This window comes from Amycolatopsis silviterrae, assembly GCF_042684085.1.
Classification (GTDB): domain Bacteria; phylum Actinomycetota; class Actinomycetes; order Mycobacteriales; family Pseudonocardiaceae; genus Amycolatopsis; species Amycolatopsis silviterrae.
In genome coordinates, this window is record NZ_JBHUKS010000027.1 from 105,785 (window position 1) to 126,767 (window position 20,983).

General features: G+C 67.8%; 19 protein-coding genes. 10 read left to right on the forward strand and 9 right to left on the reverse strand.

Annotation, left to right across the window (positions count from 1 at the left end; genetic code table 11):
• Window positions 1-46: 46 nt before the first annotated feature.
• Entirely contained in the window at window positions 47-994 is a 948-nt protein-coding gene (locus ACFSVL_RS34340) for a nucleoside hydrolase (protein ID WP_378310265.1), read from the forward strand.
• 932 nt (window positions 995-1,926) lie between these two features.
• On the forward strand, window positions 1,927-3,021 hold the full coding sequence (locus tag ACFSVL_RS34345; protein ID WP_378310864.1) for a C40 family peptidase: 1,095 nt from the start codon (window positions 1,927-1,929) through the stop codon (window positions 3,019-3,021).
• Between the two features lie 150 nt (window positions 3,022-3,171).
• On the opposite strand, the gene ACFSVL_RS34350 is transcribed toward ACFSVL_RS34345, so the two are convergent.
• A complete protein-coding gene (locus ACFSVL_RS34350; RefSeq protein WP_378310267.1) occupies window positions 3,172-5,259 on the reverse strand; it encodes a hypothetical protein in 2,088 nt (695 codons plus the stop codon).
• A gap of 210 nt (window positions 5,260-5,469) precedes the next feature.
• Window positions 5,470-6,444 (reverse strand): SDR family NAD(P)-dependent oxidoreductase, encoded by a 975-nt coding sequence (locus ACFSVL_RS34355; RefSeq protein ID WP_378310269.1) that lies wholly within the window; start codon window positions 6,442-6,444, stop codon window positions 5,470-5,472.
• 43 nt (window positions 6,445-6,487) lie between these two features.
• Here ACFSVL_RS34355 and ACFSVL_RS34360 point away from each other — a divergent pair, with 43 nt between their 5' ends.
• The gene (locus ACFSVL_RS34360) at window positions 6,488-7,012 is read left to right on the forward strand and encodes a TetR/AcrR family transcriptional regulator (protein ID WP_378310271.1); all 525 of its coding nucleotides are present in this window, start codon (window positions 6,488-6,490) and stop codon (window positions 7,010-7,012) included.
• A 3-nt stretch (window positions 7,013-7,015) separates the two neighbouring features.
• Here ACFSVL_RS34360 and ACFSVL_RS34365 read toward each other — a convergent pair whose 3' ends face one another.
• Window positions 7,016-7,624, reverse strand: a complete 609-nt coding sequence (locus ACFSVL_RS34365; RefSeq protein ID WP_378310272.1) for a TetR/AcrR family transcriptional regulator — start codon at window positions 7,622-7,624, stop codon at window positions 7,016-7,018.
• A gap of 92 nt (window positions 7,625-7,716) precedes the next feature.
• On the opposite strand from ACFSVL_RS34365, the gene ACFSVL_RS34370 reads away from it, so the two are divergent.
• From ACFSVL_RS34370 to ACFSVL_RS34380, 3 genes are all read left to right on the forward strand, one after another.
• A complete protein-coding gene (locus ACFSVL_RS34370; protein ID WP_378310274.1) occupies window positions 7,717-8,460 on the forward strand; it encodes an SDR family oxidoreductase in 744 nt (247 codons plus the stop codon).
• A gap of 101 nt (window positions 8,461-8,561) precedes the next feature.
• Window positions 8,562-9,188: a TetR/AcrR family transcriptional regulator gene (locus ACFSVL_RS34375; protein WP_378310276.1), complete on the forward strand. Its 627-nt coding sequence runs from the start codon at window positions 8,562-8,564 to the stop codon at window positions 9,186-9,188.
• 1 nt (window position 9,189) lies between these two features.
• Entirely contained in the window at window positions 9,190-10,095 is a 906-nt protein-coding gene (locus tag ACFSVL_RS34380; RefSeq protein ID WP_378310278.1) for a carboxymuconolactone decarboxylase family protein, read from the forward strand.
• Here the strand turns inward: ACFSVL_RS34380 and ACFSVL_RS34385 are convergent.
• Complete coding sequence (locus ACFSVL_RS34385; protein WP_378310280.1) at window positions 10,079-10,426, reverse strand: hypothetical protein; 348 nt, start codon at window positions 10,424-10,426, stop codon at window positions 10,079-10,081. The genes ACFSVL_RS34380 and ACFSVL_RS34385 overlap by 17 nt on opposite strands.
• A 162-nt stretch (window positions 10,427-10,588) precedes the next feature.
• Between ACFSVL_RS34385 and ACFSVL_RS34390 the strand changes: the two genes are divergently transcribed.
• Window positions 10,589-11,452 (forward strand): 3-hydroxyacyl-CoA dehydrogenase family protein, encoded by an 864-nt coding sequence (locus ACFSVL_RS34390; protein ID WP_378310281.1) that lies wholly within the window; start codon window positions 10,589-10,591, stop codon window positions 11,450-11,452.
• A gap of 1 nt (window position 11,453) precedes the next feature.
• Here ACFSVL_RS34390 and ACFSVL_RS34395 read toward each other — a convergent pair whose 3' ends face one another.
• Window positions 11,454-12,461 (reverse strand): sensor histidine kinase, encoded by a 1,008-nt coding sequence (locus tag ACFSVL_RS34395; RefSeq protein ID WP_378310283.1) that lies wholly within the window; start codon window positions 12,459-12,461, stop codon window positions 11,454-11,456.
• A gap of 38 nt (window positions 12,462-12,499) precedes the next feature.
• On the reverse strand, window positions 12,500-13,159 hold the full coding sequence (locus ACFSVL_RS34400) for a response regulator transcription factor (protein WP_378310285.1): 660 nt from the start codon (window positions 13,157-13,159) through the stop codon (window positions 12,500-12,502).
• 787 nt (window positions 13,160-13,946) lie between these two features.
• Here ACFSVL_RS34400 and mptB point away from each other — a divergent pair.
• Window positions 13,947-15,770 carry a polyprenol phosphomannose-dependent alpha 1,6 mannosyltransferase MptB gene (gene mptB / locus ACFSVL_RS34405; RefSeq protein WP_378310287.1) on the forward strand — a complete coding sequence of 608 codons (1,824 nt, stop codon included), beginning with the start codon at window positions 13,947-13,949 and terminating at the stop codon, window positions 15,768-15,770.
• Between the two features lie 428 nt (window positions 15,771-16,198).
• On the opposite strand, the gene ACFSVL_RS34410 is transcribed toward mptB, so the two are convergent.
• Genes ACFSVL_RS34410 through ACFSVL_RS34420 form a run of 3 tightly spaced genes read right to left on the reverse strand, consistent with a single transcriptional unit; the run spans window position 16,199 to window position 17,652 of the window.
• The gene (locus tag ACFSVL_RS34410) at window positions 16,199-16,693 is read right to left on the reverse strand and encodes an SRPBCC family protein (protein ID WP_378310289.1); all 495 of its coding nucleotides are present in this window, start codon (window positions 16,691-16,693) and stop codon (window positions 16,199-16,201) included.
• Window positions 16,647-17,030: an ArsR/SmtB family transcription factor gene (locus tag ACFSVL_RS34415; protein ID WP_378310291.1), complete on the reverse strand. Its 384-nt coding sequence runs from the start codon at window positions 17,028-17,030 to the stop codon at window positions 16,647-16,649. The genes ACFSVL_RS34410 and ACFSVL_RS34415 overlap by 47 nt, the downstream gene beginning before the upstream one ends.
• A 31-nt stretch (window positions 17,031-17,061) precedes the next feature.
• Entirely contained in the window at window positions 17,062-17,652 is a 591-nt protein-coding gene (locus tag ACFSVL_RS34420) for a helix-turn-helix domain-containing protein (protein ID WP_378310293.1), read from the reverse strand.
• A 91-nt stretch (window positions 17,653-17,743) separates the two neighbouring features.
• Between ACFSVL_RS34420 and ACFSVL_RS34425 the strand changes: the two genes are divergently transcribed.
• Window positions 17,744-19,336 carry a methyltransferase domain-containing protein gene (locus ACFSVL_RS34425; RefSeq protein ID WP_378310295.1) on the forward strand — a complete coding sequence of 531 codons (1,593 nt, stop codon included), beginning with the start codon at window positions 17,744-17,746 and terminating at the stop codon, window positions 19,334-19,336.
• A gap of 633 nt (window positions 19,337-19,969) precedes the next feature.
• Complete coding sequence (locus ACFSVL_RS34430; RefSeq protein ID WP_378310297.1) at window positions 19,970-20,947, forward strand: chitinase; 978 nt, start codon at window positions 19,970-19,972, stop codon at window positions 20,945-20,947.
• The last annotated feature ends 36 nt before the right edge of the window (window positions 20,948-20,983 follow it).

A 20,983-nucleotide genomic window follows, 5' to 3' on the forward strand; every position in this document is an offset into this window, starting at 1 on the left:
GACCGTAACCTGTGGACGACGGCCAGCCACAGGCAAGGGGAGCACGATGAGGACCAAGCTGATCATCGACACCGACCCCGGCGTCGATGATGCTTTCGCGATCGCATTGGCCGCGAGGTCGGCGGACGTCGACCTGCTGGGCGTGACGACAGTCTTCGGGAACGTGCCGCTGACCACCACAACCGCCAACGCGCGCCGGCTGCTGCAGCTGTGCGACCGCCCGGACGTGCCGGTCGCCGCGGGTGCCTCGCGGCCGCTCCTCTATCGCGAACTGCGCAGGTTGAGCGCCGTCCACGGCTCGGACGGGCTCTCCGGACACGCCGCTTCGTTGCCCGAAGCCACCCGCCCGCTCGAGGATTCCGACGCGGTCAGCCTGATGGTTTCGCTGCTCGAAGCCGCGGACGAGCCGGTGACCATCGCGCCGATCGGCCCCCTCACGAACATCGCCGCCCTGCTCGCGGCGCATCCCGGGGTGCGTTCGAAGATCGCGCGGATCGTCCTGATGGGCGGCGCGATCACCCTCGGCAACTCGACCGCGGTCTCCGAATTCAACATCTGGGCCGATCCGGACGCGGCACGTCGTGTGCTCGCCGAGGACGACGTCCCGTGCGTGATGGTCCCCCTCGACCTCACCCACCGGTGCGCGGTCGACAGCTCGTGGCTGACGAAACTCGCCGCATCCGGGCCGATCGGGCAAGCGCTGGACTCGTTCACGCCGGACTACCTCGCGCACTACCGGCAGGTGCTCGGCTACGAAGGCATCGTCTTGCACGACGCGGTGGCCGTCGCCGAGGCCATCCGCCCGGGCATCCTGCACACGGAGACCTACCCGGTCGACATCGACTCAAGCTCTGGTCCGACCCGCGGCATGACGATCGTCGACCGGCGGGCGGTCCCGACTTCGCCGACCGGACGGCCGGTCGAGGTCGCGATGGACACGGAGCTGGACGTGCTGCGCGAGTTCGTGCTGTCGAGACTCGCCGGGGGGCAGTGATGGAGGGGGCCGAGAGATCGCCGCTGAATGGCGAATCGCAGGTCACGCCTGGTGTGGCGGGTGTGGACGGTGGTGAGTCCGGGGGTGCTGGTTCGTCGCCGGTGAGTGGCGAAACGGTCGGCTCGGGTGGTTCGGCTGCGGGTGGGACGTCGCCGGCGAACGGCGAGAAGGCCCGGTCGACCAGCGGGTCGCCGCTGAGTGGCGAAACGTCTGGATCGGCTGCGGTCTTGCCGCTGGATGGCGATACGCCTGGGCCGGGCTCGCCGGTGAGCGGCGACGGTCCCCGGGCGGGCGCGACGTCGCCGTTGGGTGGCGACGGATCTCAGCCAAGTGATGTTTCGCCGTTGGGTGGCGACCCGGCCGATCAGGCTGTCGGGTCGTCGGTGAGCGGCGACGAGGCTGAGTCAGCGAGTGTTTCGCCGCCTAGTGGCGAAACGGCCGATCGGGCTGGTGGGTCGCCGGTGAGCGGCGACGAGGCTGAGTCAGTGCGTGTTTCGCCATTCGGCGGCGACGCGCCTGGGGCTGGGATCTCCCCGCTCGATGGCGACGCTTCCGATCCGACCAGGGTTTCGCCGCTGGGTGGCGACACCCTCGGCACGACTGGCCTCTCGCCGTGGAGCGTCGATGCGCCCGCGCCGACCAGCGCGTCGCCACTCAACGGCGACACCTCCGAGTCAGGGGTCTCGCCGCTCAGCGGCGACGCGGCGGACTCGACCAGCGTTTCGCCGCCTACCGGCCACGCACCTGGCACCTCCAACCTTTCGCCACCCAACGGCGACATGACAGACCCGACGAGCGAGTCGCCACCCATCGGCGACGCATCGGGCTCATCCAGCGTTTCGCCATTCAACGGCGACGGGTCTCAGCCGTCGGTCGGCGAAGGGGGCGCGCAGCCCGCGAAGCAGGGTTTTCTCGCGCGGAACCGACGGGCGGTGGTGGCGCTGGCGGCGGCCATAGTCGTCGTAGCGGCATTGGCCGTCGCGATGCGGGTCCTGCCGGGCGGCACTGACGCGAACTCCGGGAACGTCGCGGCCACGTCGTCGATGAGCCCGGCTACCTCGAAGGCAGCCCCACCCTCTTCCGCGCCGACGTCGGTGGTCCCGGTTCAGCCGGGGGTGCCGCGGACTGGGGAATTCGGGGCGTGGGCGTCGCGGACTAGTCAATGGCTCGATATTCCGTTGCGGGCCATGAACGGGTACGCGCAGGCGACCGTCACACTCAGCAAGGAACTGCCCGATTGTCACCTGTCCTGGATCACTCTCGCCGCGATCGGGAAGGTCACCAGCGATCACGGGCGGGCGCAGGGTGGTCAAGTCGGGGAAAACGGGACTCTCGCGAAACCGCTTGGCACGGTGGAAGTTCTCGACTTCTATCACCGGACCGTGTCGGCACCGGGGGCGGCGGGGCCGTTGCAGCTGTCCCCCGCGGTGTGGAGCAAGTGGCAGCGCAGCGCGGCCGGCGGCAAGCCTGACATCCAGAACGTCGACGACTCGGCGCTCACCGCCGGGCGCGCGCTTTGCGCGAATGGCCGCGATCTGGCGACGGACTGGTGGAACGGAGTCGCCACGCTGGAGCCTGCTCCGGTCGTCCTGCACCGGACGCTCGCGACGACCAACGTCTACGGCACGGTCGGCCAGAGCGACCAGCCGCCCAACCCCGCTGTGCTCACCGCGGTCGACTTCGCGATCGACCAGATCGGGTTGCCGTACGTCTGGGGCGGCAACGGCACTCGCGACCCCGATCCGGGCTTCGACTGTTCCGGCCTGACGACCGCGGCGTACGCGAGCGCCGACGTCAAGCTGATGCGGACGGCGGACACGCAATTCCGCAGCGTTGCCCATGTGAGCGAACCCCAGCTGGGCGATTTGATCTTCTACGGCGCACCGACCGCGAAGATCCACCATGTGGGGCTGTACATCGGGAACCAGCAGATGATCGACGCGCCGCAGACCGGGCAGGCCGTGCAGGTTCATCCGTATCGGAAGCCGGGCGACGACTACGCCGGTGCGGGGCGGCCGACCGCCTGAGAGGCGCTTTTCTCCGTGGAACTCGCCCCGGGGAGGCACTTTTGCCGTCCAGGGGCGAGATTCACTCATGTCGAAGCTGGAGGCGCATCGCAAGGCATGCGGCGACGGCACCCCCGGGCCTCCATCGACATCAGGTGCACTCGACCCCAGCTAGACCGGCCACTCGGTGATGCCCAGGTGTTCCAGCAAAGCTGTTCCAGCCACGAACGCCTGAGCCGCGAGCGCGCCATCACCGTCGGCGAGGCGGCGGTACTCGCGTAGGGCCGCGCGATGGTCTCCAAGGCCGCGGTAGCTGTCCGCGAGCAGGTAGCTCGCCTGGTCGCGAGCCGCGCTCTGCGGGTCGAGCAGTTCGGCGGCGAGTTGGCTTGCGTCGACGGCGTCCTCGTACCGGCCGGCGGCGTGGTTGGCTTGCGCCAGTTGGTGCCATTGCTCGGCGGTATCCTGGCCACGCAAGGCGGCTTGTCCGACGGCCTCGGTGAGGTCGTCGGCTGCGTGCCCGGAGTCGGGTAGTGCGCAAGCGCGCAGGTAGCGCAGCCGGCCGACCAGGCGGTTCATCCCGGGAGGCGGAGCAGCCAGGATCTTCTCGACGACCTCCAGATAGCCCTCGTGACGGGTGAGCTGTTCCAGTGCCTCCAACGCCTTTTCCGGTGCACCGGCCGCGATGAGGGCGTCCAACGCAGCGGCGGCGGTGGCGGGCGAAGGACGCAGCGTCGTGTCGAGAATCAGCAATGTGCCCAGCGCCAAGGGGTCCAACGCCGCCTCAGCGTGGCGTTGGCCGCGCGCCAGTGCGTCTAACGCGTCGGCGTGTGCGCCTTGGCCAGCGAGTAGATAGGCCAGCCAGTATTCGCCCCACGCGCAATGGCTGTCGTCTCCGAGGCGACGCAGTTGTGCGACTGCGGCTGCGACGTTCTCGACGCTTTCCTCGGGACGTCCCACATGAGCTGTCCACAAGCCGAGCCAGCACTCGGCGAGCAAGGCGCGCGGCAGGTCGCCGTATTGGCGGTAGACGTCGATGGCATAGCGCAACGCCGGTTCGGTCTCTTCGCCCTGGAAGAATCTCGCGCGCAATTCGGCGAGCCGCGCGGTAAGATACGGGGAAAGATCATCTGAAACGACGGTCAGGCAAGCGCGTGCTTCGTCTGCCTCGCAACGCAAGTCGTGCCACTCCGCGCGGGCCAGAAGGTCCTCATCGGACAGTCCGGACGGTGGCAGCAACTGCAACGGCGGCCTGCTGGTCGGTTCGAGCGGCAGGAAGTCGGTGAGCGGCTCGGCGGCGAGACGGGCGCGGATCCGATCGCTCTGGAAAGTGTTGCCGTTGCGGCGATCGAACTGTCCGGCGAGGTCCAGCGCGAGCTGGCGCATCCGGCGGGCGAGGACGCCCAGCGGGACCGTGTTGGAGTCGTCCGGCCCCAGATCGAGCACGGTGTCGCCACGTCCGGCGCGAACCAGTGCGCTGGCGAGCACCGCGGCCGAGGCTGCGAACTCCATGGTGGCCAACGGCCGCTGCCGTGCTTCGAATCCCGCCATGGCGGCCAGCCAGTCGATGCCCGCGAGCGCGTTGCCGGTCAGCGCGCAAAATTCGATCACGCGGGCGAGGTGTTCCAGCGAGGAGAAATCGCCGGACATCCCGCGCCGGATCCGGCGGAAGGTCAAGGCCGCCAGCGGCCACTCGCCGGTGCGAGCCAGTGGCAGCAGCATCAGGCAGCGAGCAACCACGATCGGCGGGTCGAACGCGGCCGGATCGTCGAGCATCGCGGCCGCGATCTGCCGCGCACGCGCCGTTTCTCCCTTGCCCAGATAGTGATCGATGGCCGTGACGTCGAGCCAACGGTCGTCTTCGTCGGTCGGGGCGGTGGCGACCCAGCGCAGGTGGGCCTCATCGGCGGCCGCCCAGTCGCCGAGGTGCGCGGCGATTCCGCGCCGCACCGAATAAACCTCGTGCCACGGCAGGCCGGCGTCGGTATACCGGTGCTCCACTCCCTCCAGCGCGGCACGGATTTCGTCGAGCCCGAGGTCGGGAAAGTCGACCATGCACTCGGCCATCCAGGCGGACCAGCCCAGGAATTCAGCCTCGTCGTCCTGGTCAAGCTGCCACCTGCGCCGGTCATACGCGTCAAGACATTCGTCGAACAGCAGGCGCGTCCGGTCCCATCGGCCGTCCAGCCGGTAGGCGTCCGCGAGCATCCGCCGGGACCGGAACGCGGCCCGCGGCTCATTCAGCCGATCGGCGGTTCGCACTGCGTCAGCCAGAACCGCAGTTCGCTCTGCGCCGTGTTCCATGGCGTCCGCCACCCGCAATGACAACCACAGATCCGCGACCCCGCCTGTCGTATCCACGGCGAAAACCTAGCGGACATCAGCCGGGTCAATCGGGAGAACTCCCTTGCGGCAACAAATAACCTGCTTCGCGCTGACCGTGTTGCCAATGGATCAGCGCATCCGGCTTACTCAACATTCGCGGACCAGATCGAGGGACACCTCCCACAGTCGCCGCGCCGCCGCTCCGTCGCGCGCCCATCGTTTGACGGCGTGGCTGTTGCCTGCCAGTTCGACGTCGTCGGGCACTGTCGCGGCTTCGTTGCCGTCGTCCAGGTAATGACCACCTGTATGGGCGAATTCGGGTGCGGTCGCGGCGACGAGGGTCGTGGCCGCACCTTGTCCGACGGTCTTGTACGCGAAAACCCCGGCGGCTTCGAGCCGGTCGAGGTGATCCTTCATGTCCTGGGTGAAATCTCGTTGCAGGCCAGTGGAAACTCCGCCGGGGTTGACCGCGTTGGCGACGATTCCGTCCGCCGTCCACCGGCGCGTCGCTTCCACGGCGAACAACGAGTTCGCCGTTTTCGACTGCCCGTAAGCCAGTTGGGGGTCGTAGGTGCGGCGGGTAAAGTGGATGTCATCAAAGACAACGGGTGAGTACATGTGCGCGCCGGAGGTCACCGCGACGATCCGGGCCGCTCCCCGCTGGTTCGCCCCCGCAGCCAGGGCATCATGCAGTCCGAGCGCCAACGCGAAGTGGCCGAGGTGGTTGGTCGCGAACTGCGATTCCCAACCCTGCGGAGTGCGGCCCAGCGACGGACGCATGACGCCAGCATTGTTGATCAGCAGGTGCAGTGGGCCGCGCCAGCTGTCGGCGAAGCGGGCGACGGTGGCGAGGTCGGCGAGTTCCAAGTGCGCGGCGTGGACGGCTCGATTCCCGGTGGACGCGGCGATGTCGTCGGCGACGCTCGCGCCGTCAGCAGTGTTGCGCACGGCGAGGGTGACTTCGGTGCCGACGGAAGCGAGCGCGCGGGCCGTTTCGCGGCCTAGGCCAGAGGTGGCACCGGTGACGACTGCGCGAAGGCCGACGAGGTCCAGGCCTGCGACGACGTCGTCGGCTGTGCTGTCGGCGTCGAAGCCCGTGCGGATCAGGGATGGGTGAGACACCCTGCCGACTATACGACTTAAACCCAGTTTGTATAGTGTGACTATGGGCAGTGATCGGCGCACGCACGTACTGGACTCGGCTTTGGAGGTGTTCGCCCGTTACGGCTACCGGAAGGCGTCCATGGACGACGTCGCGAAGGCCGCGGACATCTCCCGTCCTGGCCTGTACTTCTACTTCTCGTCCAAACCAGAACTGTTTCGCGCCACCGTGCGGCATTCGCTAGACAGCAGCATCGAGGCGGCCCGACTCGCTCTCGCCGATTCCGGGCGACCGCTGCGCGAACGGCTGATCGAGGCATTCGATCACTGGGCGGGTCGCTACGTCGGACCGATGGCCGCGGAGATCGGCGTCCTGATCGACTCGCACCCCGACCTGCTCGGCACCATGCCCGCCGACTACCCGAAACGGTTCCGCGCCCTCGTCATCGACGCACTCGGCGGCCCCTCCCCCGCGGACGTCGCCGGCACGCTGAACAGCACGTCGATCGGCATCAAGCACGACGCGGAAACCCGGGACGAGTTCCGCACTCGGATGACCATCGCGATCGACCTTTACTGCAACCGCTGAAACTCAGGCTGGCGGCCAATTGCACAAGGCCGCATCAGCAACCTCTTGCAGTTCTTCACGGCTAGCCCCGCTGGCCGCCTCGACGGCGATGCCGAACGCCACCGTCATGACGTAGCGAGCCAGCCGTGCCGCATCGGCGTCTGACGGCAGATCGCCCTCAGCAACGGCGCGCCGGAACCGGTTTTCGAGGCCTTGACGCGCAGCATTGCGCCACTCGACCAGCAACTCGCGCGCGGGAAGGCCAAGTTCGCCAGCCGCCAACGAGCCTTGGACGCCCAGGCACCCGGGCGGACAACCAGGGTCAGTCGTCGCCCGGACGGCGCCGTTGAGTATCGCGGCGGCGACCTTGGCGGCGGTCGGCTCCGCCCACGCCCGTGGCCCATAAGCGGCCGGACCCTCGTTATAGAGCGCCAAAGCCTTCCGGAACAGCTGCTCTTTGTTGCCGAACGCCGCGTACATGCTGGTTTTCGTAATGCCCATGGCTCCGGTCAGATCAGCCAGGCTGGCCCCTTCGTAGCCCTGCTCCCAGAACACCAGCATGGCGCGCCGGAGCGCCTCGTCGGCGTCGAATCCGCGCGGGCGGCCAATGGGCGCCTTGTCCTGACTGGTCACAGCTTCGAGTGTACCCCTTCAGTACCGATCGGTTCAGAAGTGCTAGCGTCTTATTCAGTACCGATCGGTACTGAAAACTGAGGAGTTCAGCAATGGGACAGCTTGAAGGCAAGACGGCGGTCGTCACCGGCGGCAGCAGCGGGATCGGCCTGGCCGCCGCCGAACGGTTCGCCGCCGAGGGCGCGCACGTCTTCATCACCGGCCGGAACTCGGACGCACTCGACGCAGCCGCGAAAACCATCGGTTCGGCCACCGCAGTGCCAGGCGACATCGCCGACCTGGCCGACCTGGATCGGCTCTACGAGGCGGTTCGCGCCCGCGGCAAGGGGCTCGACGTCCTTTTCGCCAACGCCGCGGCGGGATCCTTCGCTACCCTGGAAGAAACCACTGAGAAGCATTTCGACCAGGTCTTCGACACCAACGTGCGCGGCACGCTCTTCACCGTGCAGAAAGCGTTGCCACTGCTCAACAAGGGCGCGTCGGTGATCCTGAACTCGTCGGTCCGAGCGGATGACGGCGTCGCGTCGTTCGGGACATACGCGGCGTCCAAGGCTGCCCTGCGCTCCTATGCCCGAACCTGGGCCAACGAATTGAAGGATCGCGGCATCCGGGTCAACGTGGTTTCGCCCGGAACCATCGACACGCCGGTGCTCGAGAAGACGGTCGAGGCGGACAAGGTCGACGAGGCTCGGGCGAGCTTCGCGGCGCGGGTCCCGCTCGGCCGGATGGGATCGGCGCACGAGGTCGCGGACGCCGTGCTGTTCCTCGCGTCGGATCAGAGCAGCTTCATCCTCGGCGCGAACATCTACGTCGACGGCGGCGAAAATCAGTTCTGACCAGCAGGTGAGCGAGGACAACGGCGTTCTCGCCCGCTAACCCCTAGCGCCGTTACTATACGTGGGTATAGCCTACTGTTCATGCGTATAGCGATGCCGTCATGACCGATCCGGACGACCTGACCGCGCGCGCCCGGATCCGGGACGCGGCAATGCGGCACTTCGGCGAGCACGGCTTCGAACGGGCCACGATCCGGGGCATTGCCGCGGAAGCCGGGGTGTCCTTGGGGTTGGTCCGCCACCATTTCGGGTCCAAACAGGCGCTCCGCGAGGCGTGCGACGCGCATCTGATCAAGCTGCTCCGCCAGCTCGACGACCAGGTGCCAGCCGACTACGCCGGCAGCATTCCCGCGAATCCTGTCGCAACAGCGCGGATGGCCGTCGGCCCGTACCGGGACTATCTCGTCCGGGCGCTGGTCGAAGGCGGCGTCGCGCCGTTGTTCGACGAGATGGTCGAACTCGGTGTGCGCAGGCTTGTCGCCGCAGATCGGCAACGGCCGGATCCGCCGACAGTCGATCCCCAGGTCCGCGCCGCGATCGGCACCGCGATGGCGTTGTCGATCACCGTGCTGCACCAGCACATTTCCCGCGCGGCGGGCGTCGACATCCTCAGCCCGGCGGGCGACAACCTTCTCGCCCGCGCGCTGATCGACCTCCACTCGCACCCGCTGCTCAGCCTCGACGAAGCGCAGGCCGCGCTCGACCGCCTGCCGCCGGAAGGAAACTGACATGCCACACGCGACCACTCCGCGCATCACGCCGCTCGCGCTCGACGAGATGGATCCCGAGCACCGAAAGCTGGCGAAACTCGGCGCGGACACCGTGATCCAGGTCCTCGCCCGCGCGCCGGAGGTGATGCAGGCGTCCGGGACGTTGGGCGCTTACCTGTTGAGCCAAGGGAAACTGCACCCGCGGATCCGCGAACTGGCGATCCTCCGTGTCGCGCTCCGGTGTGACGCGCCGTACGAATGGGCCAACCACGCACCCGCCGCGCTCGGCGGCGGCGCGACCGAAGCCGAGATCGCGGCCCTCTCCGACCCGGACGCGGTTTGGCCGTCCGAGGACGACGCGGTGCTGCGTGCCGTCGACGAACTGTGCGCGAATGTCTTCGTCTCCGACGAAACCTGGGCAGATCTCGCCGCGACCCGCGACCACGCCGAGATCATCGAGATCCTGTTCCTCGTCGGCTATTACCGGATGATGGCGGGGTTCCTGAATTCCGCGGGCGTCCCGATGAAGCCCGGCCAGCCCGCGCTCGGCGAACCTCCGGCACCGGTCGCCCGCCCGGACCAGGCGGCGCGGCCCGCCAGCGGCAAAACCGGGCCGGACGGCAAGTGGACGATCACTTTTATCCATCCGGCGGCAAGCAAGGACCTGATCCTCGACCTCGCGACCGACGGCACCGCGGTGTCCGGTTCCATTTTCGACACCCAGCTGAAGGTCACGGTCCCCATCGTGTCGGGCACGGTCGACGGCCGAGAGGTCGCTTTCACCGCGCTGGTGACCGACCCGGTGCGATTCGAGTTGAGCGTGACCGCCACCGTCGACGGGGACGCGTTCACCGGTTCCGTCACGATTTCCGGCGGTGGCACCTTTCCGCTGTCCGGCGTCCGGGAAATCAGTCCCAGTAATTGAACAAGGCTTCACCGATTGTCGCCGGTTTCCAGTACGCGACGTCGGATCGGGTGATATGCGGCCACTCTTCGGCGGCGAAGGAACGTTCCAGTTCGGCAGGGGTGAGCACCCGGAACTGCTCCGTTTCCGCCAGCACGGCGGCCAGTTCCGGCTCGTCGACGAACTCGAGCGGCCCGGAATCCTGGACTGAAGCGCCGTCGAGCGAACGAGGCCGGGCGATCGCGAGCACCGGCAGGTCGTTGGCGGCGACGACCGAGATCGTGCGGTCGCGGTAGGCGACGACGGCCTGCCAGAAGTTCGGCGTGACCGTCGGGACGCGGAAATCGGTCACCGTTCCGCCGGTACGCCGGGCGAAGTCGTAACAGAGACGGCGAACCTCGCGAACATCGACCACGTCGCATTCTACGCGGCTAGTCCCCCACCAGTGGGCGTGGAATTGCGGCGGGCACCGGCGGGTGGTCTTCTTGGCTCAAGATCGAAAGGTGAGCCCGCCATGCCGTATGCGTATACCTTCGACCAGATCCGCGACCGTCCGGTCACCGTGTTCGGGGCCGGCACGCTGGGGCGGCGCATCGCGCTGATGTTCGCCTCGCGCGGCGGAACCGTGCGGATCAGCGACCCGAACGCCGAACAGGTCGCGGCGGCTGCGGAATACGTGGCAGAGGCGTTGCCCGTCCTGCTCGAAAAACGCGGCAGCGGCGAGGTCGGCCAGGTCGAGGGCGCGGCGTCGATCGAGGAAGCTCTGCGCGATTCGTGGCTCGTCGTGGAAGCGGTGCCGGAGCGGTTGGACCTCAAAATCCCGCTGTGGGGCCAAATTGACGACGCAGCGCCCGCCGACACCATCTTCGCCACGAACTCGTCGTCGTACCCGTCGCGGCTGATGGCCGAGAAGGTGCGCGACAAATCTCGGCTGTGCAACATCCACTTCTACATGCCGCCGACGGCGAACGCGGTCGACCTCATGTCCGACGGTGACACCGGCCGCACCGTGCTCGACACGTTGCTCGGGGTATTGCCGGAGTTCGGTATTCATCCGTTCGAGGCGAGGAAGGAGAGCGTCGGCTTCATTTTCAACCGGGTGTGGGCGGCGATCAAGCGGGAATCGCTGGCCGTGGTCGCGGAGGGCGTCGCGCGTCCGGAGGACGTGGACGGGATGTTCAAGATCAACTGGCATCTGCCGTACGGGCCGTTCCAGATGATGGACCAGGTCGGCCTGGACGTCGTGCTGGACATCGAGAACCATTACGCGGACGAGAATCCGCACCTGCCGGCCGGGCCTCGGGACCTGCTGCGCACGTATGTCGACGCGGGCAAACTCGGAATCAAGACCGGCGAAGGGTTCTACTCGTACGGCTGAATCAGGGCAGCATCACGTCGACCCGCAGTCCGCCGCCTTCCACCGCCGCGGCGGACACGTGGCCGTGGTGTGCGGCGGCGACTGAGTTCACAATGGACAGTCCGAGTCCAGCGCCGTCGCGGTGGTTCAGCCGTTCTGCGGTCAGCCGGCGGAACGGCTGGAACAGCGAATCGACCGCCTCCGCGGGGACGCGATCGCCGGAGTTGCGCACGCTCAACGCGGGTTCGCCGCCGACGTTCACCTCCACCCACCCGCCGGGGCGGTTGTACTTGATCGCGTTGTGCACCAGGTTGGCAATCATCCGTTCGAGCAGAACCGGGTCGCCGGGCACGGTGCGCTCGGCCGTGTGACGACGCAGAGTCAGCTCATGCTCGGTCAGCTGCTCGGCGTACCGGGCGACGACGGTGTCCACCAGCTCGTCGAGCCGCACCGGGATCGTGCCGGGCAGCCCGCGGTCGGCTTCGGCGAGCACGAGCAGGCCCTCGATCAGCTGCTCGTTGCGCTCGTTGACGACCAGGAGCTGCGCCGCGAGCCGTTGCACGTCTTCTCCCCCGCCGGTGACGATCGCAACCTCGGCGAGCGTCCGCTGCACCGCGAGCGGCGTGCGCAGCTCATGCGACGCGTTCGCGGCGAACCGGCGTTGCCCTTCGAAGCCGACGGCGACCCGGTCGAGCATCCCGTTGACCGCCGTGGAGAGGACGCTCAACTCGTGCTCGGTCTGGCGCGGCGGCATGCGCTGCCCCAGGTTCTGCGGCCCGAGCTGGTCGATAGTGGACGAAAGGTCCAGCAACGGCCGCACCACCCACGACGCCACCGGACGCCACACTCTGACCGCCAGCGCGACGGCCGCGACCAGCGGCAGGAACCACCAGATCGCGCCCAGCGGGTCGCGGCAGCCGGTGTCGCGTGGGCAGAAGGACTTGTCCACGTAGGTCCCGAGCACCATGGCCACCGCTTTCCCGACCGGATACGCCAGCGCCAGTGCGGCCAGCACCCCGCTGAGGAACACCAGCTCGATGCGCCCGCGGAGCGAGCCCCGGGCCCGCTTCAGGTAGCCAAACGGTAGCCAGCGCCGGGAACGGTGTGGACCACCGGCGGCGGACCGAGTTTCTTCCGCAGCGTCATGACCGTCATCCGGACCGTGTTCGTGAACGGATCGGCGTGCTCGTCCCATGCCTTCTCCAGCAGCTCTTCCGGGCTGACGACCCGTCCCTCGGCCCGCAGCAACACCTCCAGCACGGCGAACTCCTTGGGAGACAAGGACAACGGCCGACCGTCCCGCGACGCGAACCGCTTCGCCGGATCCAGCTCGACGCCAGCGCTGTGCAGCACCGGCGGCAACGAGGGCCGCGACCGTCTCGCCAGCGCATGCACCCGCGCGACGAGTTCGGCGAACGCGAACGGCTTCGTGAGGTAGTCGTCCGCGCCGAGACCGAGCCCTTCGACGCGATCACGAATCCCCGCGGCGGCCGTCAGCATCAGCACCCGGGTCTCCCCGCCGTCGCCGACGATCCTGCGGCAGATCTCGTCTCCGTGCACCAGAGGCAGGTCGCGATCCAGCAGCACGACGTCGTACCGGTGCACCGCGACGCGTTCGAGCGCGGCGTCGCCGTCGTAACAGACGTCGACCGCCATGCCCAGATGCCGCAGGCCCTCCGTGACGGAATCGGCCAGCATCCGCTCGTCTTCGGCCACGAGCACCCGCATTCAGCTTCTCCCCACGGCAGCAGTACAACGCCGGCCGGATAAAGACCGGATAAACGCCGATCTTAACGGCCTGGGATCACTCGCTGACTAGACCTGCGGGATGATCTTCGCCGGGAAGAGCACGTCTGGTGCACGGTTCGCGGGGGCAGGCGGGGCTGTCGCGAGACTCGCCGGGCGGCTCCGTTCTGCCGCACGAATCCAGTCGACGGCACGGCTTGAGTGCGCCATGCGACCACGGTCCGCTGCCCAGCTCGCGTCGGCTGCACGGATCCGGTCCGGGCTACGGGTCGGGTCGAACGCACGAGTCCGCTTCGCCGCGCTGCTCAAGCCGCTCGTACGGTTCCGGTCCGTCGGACAGTTCGGATCGCACGCTCGACTCAAGCGCACTGCGCGGCTTGAATCGAGCGCACCGGCCGAGCACGCCGCACGGCTCGGAGCGACCGCACCGACCGAGGTCGCCTCACGGCTTCAACCGACCGCACCAGCCAAGCCCGCCACGCCACTTGAACCGACCGAACCAGCCACGTTCGCCACGCCACTTGGACCAACCGAACCAGCCACGTTCGCCACGCCACTTGAACCGACCGAACCAGCCACGTTCGCCACGCCACTTGGACCAACCGAACCAGCCACGTTCGCCACGCCTCTTGAGCCGATCGCACCGGCCAAGCTCGCCGCGCGACTGGGGTCGACCACGCAGGTCGGCCCCGTCGCACAGGTCGCCGGAAAACACGTGTCCGCCTCAGAACCCGCAGGGAAGCGCACCCTTCTCGCAAGGCTTTCCGGGTTGAGCGCGTCTGCCGTCGGCCTCATCGGATCCGTGCTGGTCTCGCTCGGCGCGTTCGGCGCGGGCGCGACGCTGCGACATGACCCTGTCTTGTCCGGCACGGTGTTGAACGCCGTACGCTTCGGCCATGGCCGCATGCTCGCGACTGCTGTGGTCTATCTGGGCATATTCCTCCTGGTAGTGTCTTGGATCCGGTTAGGACGCTCCGTGCGCGCAGGCCAGGCGAGCACACGAGAGGTAGTACGGACAACCTGGATGTGGTGCGCACCGTTACTCTGCGCGCCACCCTTGTTCAGCACGGACCTGTACACGTATCTCGCTCAAGGCGTGGTCGCGCACGCTGGCTTCGATCCGTATACCCACGTTCCAGCCGAATTTCCGGGGCCGATCACCGACAACGCAGCCGGCGGCTGGCTGCGAATTCCGTCGCCCTATGGGCCGCTGCAGATTCTGATCGTGAAAAGCGTCCTCTCCGTGACTGGTGACAACCTGATTTTCGGCGTGTTGCTGACCCGCCTTGCCATGACGACCGGCCTGGCGCTGATGTGCTTCGCTGTGCCGATCCTGTGCCGACGGCTGGGCACCCGGCCGGAGTGTGCACTGTGGATGGCAGCTGCGAACCCGTTGACGGTGCTGTGCGTAGTTTCAGGCGGGCACAACGACTTGCTGATGATCGGGCTCTTGAGTGCAGGTGCTGCGTTAGTGATCACCACTGTACCAGGGTTGGGGTTCGCCTTGGTAGCACTTGCTGCGGCGGTGAAGGCTCCGGCGGCGGTGGCGTTGCCGTTTCTGTTGTGGGAGTGGGCAATCCGTCGATCTAGCGGACGGATTTCTTTTCGCAGCTACAGCTTTGCACTCGTTGCCTCAGTGTCCATTGTGGTCATTACGTTCGGGTTATGCAGTGTCGTCGCCGGAGTCGACCTGGGGTGGATTGGCGCGTTGAGCGGGAATTCCGCGCTCGAGCCGTGGACGTCGATCCCCACGGCGGCCGGGAAGATCTTGGGCGGACTGACGGCTGATCCGGCAGGAACTCTCGCCGCGAGTCGGACGGCGGGCTACCTCGTGGCCGTAGTTGTAGTCACGTGGCTGTGGTGGCGTTCGCGAGCTGGCGGCGCGGACGCGGTGCACGGGGCTGCGGCGGCCTTGTTGGCGACCGTCGTGCTGGCACCGGTGGTTCTTCCTTGGTACTTCACGTGGCCGTTAGTGCTGGGAAGTGCTGCTGTGTGGCCACTTTCGCGGGTCGCTGTCGCGGCTGCGGCTTCGACGTGGCTGGTGGTCAGCACTCATCCGGACGGGAAGAGTTTGCTGCCGCCATGGGGATTCGGGGTGCTGGCGGTGGCTTCAGTTGGCGTCGGGGTGCTGACTGCTCGCGGGAAATTCGCACGCCTGGGTGACGGTGGTGATGGTAGGGTGGAGACATCAACGTTTGATCATCTCTCTTCACCCATCAATGGATTCCTTGCCATGCGTGCGAATCTACGTGCCGGCCTGAAGTCGGCGCTCAAGAACCGTGACCGCGTCGCCGCCAGCGCGCTGCGGTCCGCCCTGGCGGCGATCGACAATGCGGAAGCAGTGCCGATCGAGCAGCGGGCGGACAGCAGGGTCGGCGACGAGCATGTGGCCGGTGCGGCGGTCGGATTGGGCGCGGCCGAGACCGCGCGTCGGGATCTCAGCGAGGCGGATGTTCGCGGGATCGTCGAGCGCGAGGTCGCGGAGCGTGCTTCGGCGGCGGACGAGTACGAGCGGCTGGGACGGTCGGAGATGGCTGGGCAGTTGCGCGCTGAGGCGGCGGTGTTGGAGGCGCATCTCGGGCCGGTTCGGTGACGGGCTCGGTTCGGCGCTGGGCCGCGGGCATCGGGAGCGCGCCTTGGTCGGTTCGGTGACGGGCTCGGCATGGTGCTGAAGCGCTGGTGCTGGAAGCTCACGTTGGCTGAGGTGGGCTGGGCCTAGCCGGAATGAGCTGGGCCGGGTTGTCTTGGCCTGGGCCGGGACGAACTGGACCCAGCAGGGACCGGACGGGGCCGAGCTGAGTCAGGGCGGACCGCCAGCCGACCGGCCCAGCTCAGCCCGGCTCGATCAGCCGAACCGAGCCAGGCTGAGCTGGGCCGGGCCTGGTCGGACCAGCCGGGCCAGGCTGTACCGAGCGGAGTTGGCCTGAGCCGGGCTGGACCAAGCTGGGTTGGGCCAGCCCGGGCTCAGCTGGACCGAGTCAGGCCACGTCTCGCCATGACAAGGCCCGGCACCGGTTCGGCTCACTCCAGCGAGGCCGCGATTTCCTCCAGCGCGTCCATCGACTCCTGCATCCCGCCTTCCATGCCGGACTCGATGATCAGGTCGCGCAGTTCCTTGCCGTTCGTCTGGGTCAGCATCGTCATCGTCGTGCGGCCCTCCGATTCGGTGAACGTCACGGTCACCACGGGGGCGTCGGCGTCCGATGCGCCCGGGGTTTCGTAGACCTCCGTGTGGACCAGGCGTTCCTCGGGCACTATTTCTCGATATTCGCCGTGGAAAGCGACTTCGTAGCTGCCGTTCGCGATCAATACGTAGCGCCATTGGCCGCCGACTCGCAGGTCGATGTCCACGGACGTCACGGTGCCCCTTTTGCCTGCCCACCAGCGTTTCACCAGGTCCGGCGTGGTCCAGGCACGGTAGACGTTGCGCCGGGGAGCCGCGAAATCTCGGGTGATCAGGATCTGGTCGTCAGCGGGGAGCGTCACCTTCGCCGTGCCGGTTGTCGTTTCGGTCATGGTCTTCCTCCTCGGTCGCGATTTCTTCCAGCACGGCGTCCAGCGATTCGAACCGTTCCTCCCACGAACGTTCGTAGCGGCGCACCCAGTCGTGGATCGGCTTGAGGGCGCGGCCGTTCAGGCGGTAGAGCCGCTGCCTGCCTTCGTCGCGGGCCTCGACTGCGCCTACTTCGCGTAGCACCCGCAGGTGTTTGGACACTTGCGGCTGCCCCAGGCCCAATACGCGGACCAGATCGTTCACTGGGCGTTCGCCGTCGGCCAGGACGTCCAGGATTTCCCGGCGCCGCGGTTCGGCGACGGCGTTGAAGACGTCCGCGGTGGTTGCTGCCCGTGCCATGCGGTCAATCATATTCCGATATGGGTATGCGTCAAGAGGCAGGGCGGGCGCGGACGTGGAAGCGCTCTCCCTGGGGGCCGAAGAGGGCCAGCACCTCGCAGGGTTCGGTGCTGGCGTTGCCGAACCAGTGCGGGATGTGGGTGTCGAACTCCGCGACTTCACCCGGAAGGAGGGTCACGTCGTGGTCGCCGAGCATCAGGCGCAGTTGCCCGGACAGGACGTACAGCCATTCGTATCCCTCGTGGACTCGCTGGTCCGGGGGTTGGGCGGCACGTTCTGGCGGCAGGATCATCTTGTACGCGCGCACGCCGCCTGGGCGCCGGGTCAGCGGCAGGTACGTGCGGCCGTGGCGGACGAATGGTTTCGGGTGCAGACGCGGATCGCCGGTCGGGGGTGCGCCGACCAGTTCGTCCAAGGGGACCTGGTACGCGCGCGCCAGGGCCAGCAGCAGCTCCAGGGTCGGTTTGCGCTGGCCGGCTTCCAGCCGCGACAGGGTGCTCACCGAGATTCCGGTCGTTTCGGAGAGGCCGGTCAGGGTGGCGTTGCGTTGCTTGCGCAGGGCGCGCAGCCTCGGGCCGACCGCGTGCAGGACCTCGCCCAAGTCCTGGTCGTCTTCGCTCATGCCGTTCAATTTGCCACTTCGGCAAAGAACTTTGTCAAGTCGGCGAGTTCTCCGGATAGTCCGAGGGGCAAGGGACTTACAGGAGGATCCAGTGGACGAGAAGTACGACGTCGTGGTGGTCGGAGGCGGCGCGGCGGGGCTCAGCGGAGCGGTGGCGCTCGCGCGGTCCCGGCGCTCGGTGCTGGTCGTGGATTCCGGCGAGCCGCGCAACGCGCCCGCTGGACACGTGCACAACTATCTGGCCCGCGAAAGCACGCCGCCGGCCGAACTGCTGTCGCTCGGGCGCGCGGAGCTGGCCGGGTACGGCGGCGAGGTGGTCGCGCAGACGGTTACGTCGATCGCCCACGGGGACAAGGGGTTCGAGATCTCGCTGGCCGACGGGCGGCGCACGTACGCGCGGCGCGTGCTGGTCGCGACCGGTCTCGTCGACGAACTGCCCGAGGTCGCCGGGCTGGCGGAGCACTGGGGCCAGGACGTGCTGCATTGCCCGTACTGCCACGGCTGGGAAGCCCGCGACCGCGCGATCGGCGTGCTGTCGACCGGTCCGATGACCGTGCACCAGGCCTTGATGTGGCGCCAGCTGACCGATGACGTCGTCGTTTTCCGGCACACGTACGGGGATTTCGACGAGGCTCCGCTGCTGGCTCGCGGGATCCGGATCGTGGACGGTCTGGTCGCGGCTGTCGAGAGTACTGACGGCCAGTTGACCGGGGTCCGGCTCGACTCGGGCGAGGTCGTGGCGCGCGAGGCGCTGGCGGTCGCGCCGCGGGCGTCGGCGCGGGCGGACTTTCTCGCGCCGCTCGGGATCGAGCCGGAACCGGTGGAGTTCAACGGGTTTGTGATCGGCACGCGAGTTCCCGCGGACGCGTCCGGCATGACGTCCGTGCCCGGGTTGTGGGTCGCGGGGAACGTCTCGGACATGCGCGCGCAGGTCGTCGTTTCGGCTGCGGCGGGGTTGATGGCCGGGGCGGCGATCAACGGCAATTTGGTCGAGGAGGAAGCTGCGGAAGCTGTGCGGCGGAGGGAAATGCCGTTCTCGCACGAGATCGAGCGGGAGGTTGCGGCGAAGGTGAATGAGCATCAGATGCACGTGCCGCCGTTCGACCGCGGTTCGTGGGAGGAACGGTATCGCTCGCAGCCGGAAATGTGGAGCGGGCAGCCGAACGCTCAGCTCGTGACCGAGGCGCGCGACCTGGAACCGGGCCACGCGCTCGACGCGGGCTGCGGTGAGGGCGGCGACGCGATCTGGCTCGCACAGCAGGGCTGGCGTGTGACGGCGGTCGACTTTTCCACGACGGCCATCGAACGCGGGCGTGCGCAGGCGGCGAAGCTCGGGGTGGCGGAGCGGATCACGTGGGTGGCCGCGGACTTGGGCGAGTGGGTGCCGGAGTCGAAGTACGAACTGGTGACGTCGCATTTCCTGCACGTGCCGTCGGCAGCTCGGACGGCGGCGTTCGCGCGGCTCGCGGATGCCGTGGCGCCGGGTGGGACGTTGCTGGTGGTGGGGCACGACCCTTCGGACGTCCACGCTGGGCGGCCGCATATGCCGGACATGATGTTCACGGCTGAGGACGTGGCGGAGACGTTGGACCAGTCGTGGGCTTCGGTGGCTGCGGACGTCCGGGAGCGGGCGGCGGCGGAGATGACGGTTCGGGACACGGTGCTGGTGGCCCGGAAGAGGTGACGGCGCGCGGCGAGCCCCGGCCCCGGTCCGGAAGGGAGACGGCGGGGCTGGGGTTCGCCGGGAGCGCTGGCCCGGCAGGAAACGGCGGGGCCGGGGTTCGCCGGGAGCACTGGCACCGCCGGGGCAGGCACAGCCGCCGGATCAGGCGCGGGTGCCGGTGACCGCGGAGTTTGGAAACGGACGGCGGCGGAGACGTCGGGCTGGGACACGGTGCCGGTAGCCCGCAAGAGGCGGCATCCGGAGGACGGCCGTCCCGAGGACGGGGGACATTTCTCGGCTGCGACGACCGAGAGACCGCACAACACTCGCCGAGAACGGGGCGACGTTTCCCGGCAGCGACGACCGAGAGACCACAGAACGCTCGCCGAGAACGAGGGGACGTCTCTCGGCTGTGACGCCCGAGAGGCTGCCTGTCCGGCAATCCGGGCGGGAAACCGGCGCGGCGGGACTGAGTACCAGACAAGGGCTCCCGCGCGCGGTCGACCTGCGCTTCCGGCTCGTCCCGCGACAGTGAATCCCGGTCAGCGGGACGGATCGGCATACTAATGGCGTATGGCCTCCACCAGGTTATTGGTCTATACCATTTGGACAGGGGTTTTCCGCCCCTCGGTCCTCACCGTGGAGGTTCCACCCATGCGTCTCCCCTCCCCCCGGAAAATGGCCGTCGCGCTGGGCGGGCTGCTGGCTGTCGCCGGGCTCGCGGCGCCGTCGCCCGCAGCCGCGGCGGGCGGCTCGTCGATCGCGCTCGCGCCTTATGTGGACATGGGTGCGTGGCCGTCGCCTGTGTTGTCGTCGATGTCCGCGCAGAGCGGCATCAAGAGTTTTACCCTCGGGTTCGTCACGGGGGCTGCTTGCAAGGCCAGCTGGTTCGCCGCGTATGACCCTCGGCAAGGGTGGCAGTCGGACGAAATCGCCAAGATTCGCGCGGCGGGCGGGGATGTCAAAGTCTCCTTCGGCGGTGCGTCCGGCGTTGAACTCGCGCAAGCCTGCGGCAATGTCGATTCGCTGGTCGGCGAGTACGAAGCGGTGATCAAGGCGTACAACCTCAAGTACATCGATATCGACATCGAGGGTGCGGCGGTCGCCGACCCGGGGTCGATCAAGCTTCGTTCGCAGGCCTTGAAAAAGGTGCAGGACGACAATCCCGGGCTCAAGATTTCGCTGACGCTGCCGGTGCTTCCCACCGGGCTCACGTCGGACGGGCTGAACGTCGTGACCTCGGCCAAGGCCGCGGGGGTCGACCTCGATCTCGTGAACGTCATGGCGATGGACTACTACCAGGGCTCCGGCGATCAAGGGGCCAAGGCGATCCAGGCGGCGAAATCCACGCAGGCGCAGCTGAAAACCGCCCTCGGACTGTCCGATGCGGACGCTTGGCAGAAGGTCGGCCTCACGCCGATGCTGGGCGTCAACGATTCGCAGAACGAGATCTTCTACCAGAAGGACGCCAGTGCGGTGGTGAGTTTCGCGCGGAGTGTCCACATCGGAATGCTGTCGTTCTGGGAACTCGGCCGTGACGCGAACGCGTGCACTGGGCCGTTGTACCGGTGCACGAATATTTCGCAGCAGCCGTACGAGTTCTCGAAGATCTTCGCCGGGTATTCCGGCTGACGGGTACGGAGGCAGCCCGGGCCCGGCGCGGGACCC